The 3,246-nt window shown below is 70.3% G+C and carries 4 protein-coding genes; 3 read left to right on the plus strand and 1 reads right to left on the minus strand.

Going from position 1 to position 3,246, the window contains the following annotated elements; genetic code table 11:
- Positions 1 to 298, minus strand: a 298-nt coding sequence (locus GXP76_RS34830; protein ID WP_242575618.1) for a cupin domain-containing protein, incomplete at its 3' end; no start/stop codon positions are given.
- 82 nt (positions 299 to 380) lie between these two features.
- On the opposite strand from GXP76_RS34830, the gene GXP76_RS34835 reads away from it, so the two are divergent.
- The 3 genes from GXP76_RS34835 (at position 381) to GXP76_RS34845 (ending at position 2,897) form a co-directional block, all read left to right on the plus strand.
- A complete protein-coding gene (locus tag GXP76_RS34835) occupies positions 381 to 1,241 on the plus strand; it encodes an NAD(P)H-binding protein (protein WP_242575619.1) in 861 nt (286 codons plus the stop codon).
- Complete coding sequence (locus tag GXP76_RS34840; RefSeq protein ID WP_242575620.1) at positions 1,241 to 1,669, plus strand: pyridoxamine 5'-phosphate oxidase family protein; 429 nt, start codon at positions 1,241 to 1,243, stop codon at positions 1,667 to 1,669. The genes GXP76_RS34835 and GXP76_RS34840 overlap by 1 nt, the downstream gene beginning before the upstream one ends.
- Positions 1,670 to 2,006: 337 nt before the next feature.
- Complete coding sequence (locus GXP76_RS34845) at positions 2,007 to 2,897, plus strand: MerR family transcriptional regulator (RefSeq protein ID WP_242575621.1); 891 nt, start codon at positions 2,007 to 2,009, stop codon at positions 2,895 to 2,897.
- Positions 2,898 to 3,246 lie beyond the last annotated feature (349 nt).

The raw sequence follows: 3,246 nt of genomic DNA on the forward strand, positions 1-3,246 counted from the left end.
TCCCGCCCTGCTCCGGCGTCGCGCAGTCCTCGCCGCACGCGATCGGCTCCGCCGTTGTGCCGACCTCGTCCACGAAGGTGAACGTCCCCGGTCCGCGCACGACGATCGTCTCGCGGGCCCGCAGCAACTCGGGCGGACGGCCCTCCGGTACGAGCCAGCCCGCCCCGTCGATGACGGTGCACAGCGTCAGCGGCGCGCCGTCCACGAAGTGCAGCGCCCAGGGCGGGGACAGGGTCGTGCTGCCAAACAACGAACCGTGCGCCCGCACCCCGCGGATCAGATCACTGAAGACATCCACACCGCCGAGGCTAGACGAATGGACATGCGAACCGGCTTCTCACCTATGGAATCGTCCGATCGGGCCCGGTTCAATCGACGTCATGAGCAACGAGAACACTCTTGTCCTGGGCGCGACCGGCAAGACCGGCCGACGGGTCCTCGCCCGGCTCCGCCTGCGCGGCACGCCCGTACGCGCCGCCTCCCGGTCGAGCCCGACCCGCTTCGACTGGTCCGACCCCGGCGGCTGGGACGCCGCCCTGCGGAACATCGCCGTCGCGTATGTCGTGGCACCAGGAGTGCCGGGCCCCGTGCACGAGTTCGTGGCGCGGGCCGAGGCTGCCGGCGTACGGCGCCTGGTCCTGCTCTCCGGGCACGGCGCCGACACCTGGGGCGACTCCACGTTCGGTCTGGACATGCGCTCGGCCGAGGACGCCGTACGCGGCTCGGCGCTGGAGTGGACCGTCCTGCGGCCGTCGAACTTCAACCAGAACTTCGACGAGGACGTCTTCCACGCCCCCCTGGTGGCCGGGGAACTGGCGCTCCCGGCCGGCGGAGTTCCCGAGCCGTTCATCGACATCGAGGACGTCGCCGACGTCGCCTCCACGGTGCTGACCGAGCCCGGTCGGCACGCCGGACGGATCTACGAGCTGACCGGACCGCGCGCCCTCACCTTCGGTGAGGCCGTCGAGTTGATCTCCCGGGCGTCCGGGCGGCCCCTCACCTACCGGCGGATCACGTCCGCCGAGTACGCCGCGACGCTGGTCGCGGAGGGCCTGGGCGAGGACGATGCCCAGCACGTCGCCGAGATGTTCGCGCTGATGGAAAGCGGGCTGCTCGCCGGGACGACGGACGATCTCGCCGCCGTACTGGGACGGGCTCCCAGGACCTTCGAGGACTACGTCGTACGGGCCGCCGCGGCGGGAGCTTGGCACCAGCCGCCTCACCCCACGGAAGGACTGTGATGAGCACCGACGCCACTTCGCTGACCACTGGGGACCTCGAATTCCTCCGGCGCCCCTTGCACGGGTTCCTGTCCGTGGCGGGGGGACCGGTCCCCCCGCAGCCCCGGCCGGTGTGGTTCGAAGCCACCGCCGAGGGAACGATCCAGCTGTTCACGGGCCCGGAGACGGTCAAGGTGCGGCGCCTGCGCGGCGACCCCCGGGCCTCGATTGTCGTCGCCGCCCCGGTGGGTGAACGCGAGCGCTGGGTGTCGGTCGCCGGCCGCACCACGGTGGAGCCCGACGGAGCACACGACCTCTGTGCCCGCCTGGCCGCCCGCTACTGGGACCTCGACGACCCGGCCCGCGCGGACGAACTCGCCGGGATGATGGCCGCGGACCAGGTACGTCTCGTGATCCACCCGGAGGCCGTACGCCGCTTCACGAATTGATCCAGGTCGTGTCTTCGAAGTGGCGCCGTCCGCCCGCGAGGCAGGCGGCACTTCGAAGAGACGACCTACCGGGCCAGGGCGTGTCTTTCGGATCTTGCCGGGCTCGCGAGCCCTGGCACGCACGCCCGCTGCGTTGACAGCGCAGGAGGGAGGCACGGCTCCCGCCATGCCTCCCTCCTCCGCCTTGCGATCCACGGCGCCAGACCCCGCTCCCTGATCCAGCCTGATCCGAATGACACGGTTAGGGCCTGGCTCCGGTGGCACCTGGATGGGTTTGTTGCACATGCCGTAGCGGCATGTGGTGGGGTCGGGGCACCACAGCACGAAAGGGTCTGCGATGTACCCCTCCCTCACGCCTCCCCGGCAGGTCAAGATCGGTGATGCCGCTGCGTTCGCCGGGATCACCCCACGCGCCATCCGCCACTACCACGAGATCGGTCTGCTGCCGGAGCCCGAGCGCGGCGGGGACGGCCGCCGCCGCTACGGCTATGACGACATGACCCGCCTGCTGTGGATCCGCAAGATGGCTGATGCCGGTATCAGCCTGGACGACATGCGGGCCGCCTTCGGCGAAGCCCGGGACGAAGCTGGAGACGAAGCCCTGGACCAAGCCCCGGAGATCGAGTCGGTCCTGAGCAGGCTGGAGGAAACCTTGGCGGCGCAGGAGGCCGCCATCAAACGTCGGCGCGCGGCTGTCCAGCGCCTGCAGACGGTGGGAAGCCCGCTGGGGCTGCTCTCCGGACTGGTCACGGACCGGCTCAGCCACCTGCCCCCGGGCGCGTTGCGCCCCTCCGATCTGGACGTCCTGCTAGTCACAGAACGGATCTTCGGGCCGCTGGGCGCCGCCATCCAGGCTGGCACGTTCATCGTGCTGGCCACCCACCCCGACCTGCGGGCCGAGGAGGACCGTCTAGAGGCGGCCGAGGCCGCCCTCGACGACGGCGTCGAACCCTACGACCCGTGCGTCGAAGAGCTCGCCGTACAGCGATGCGCTCACCAAATAGCCCTGAATCAGGCCATCGAGGCAGCTGGTCTCGACGCGGCCGAGGAGAAGATCTTCGAGATCTACGAAGCCGACCTGAAAGGGGAGGAGAGCACAGAGGTGAGTGCCGCCGCAGCGATCACCAAGATGCCTTACGACTTCTCTCCTGCCCGAATGCGCTGCGTGGAACTCGCCGGACGGCTCTTCGGCGAGGCCCTTGCCGACGCCCACTGCGCGGACAGCTGATCGCCTGTGCCTGGCACTGACGTGGCCCGACAACCGGTCGCGTTCATCCGCATGTGACCGATCGGGCCAGACGTCGAGTCCGGGCCGTAGCCAAGAGTGACATCACACCAGTCCGGATCGCGTTTGGGCACTGGCAACGAGTGTCGGTGGCCGGGGTGCGCATGATGGGCCAGCTGGTGCGCGGCGCGGTGACGGCGTGGGCCAGGATGACGACGGCCTGCCACCCTGGGCCCTCGCCCCGGTGAAGCGGACCTGATCGGCCGCCCAGTCGCCCAGTCGCTGCCACGGGCGCAGTCGCCCGAGCAGATAGCCAGCCGCGAGTGCGGCGGCCGCGGTGACGGTGCCCATC

The organism is Streptomyces sp. NP-1717, assembly GCF_022695985.1.
Classification (GTDB): Bacteria; Actinomycetota; Actinomycetes; order Streptomycetales; family Streptomycetaceae; genus Streptomyces.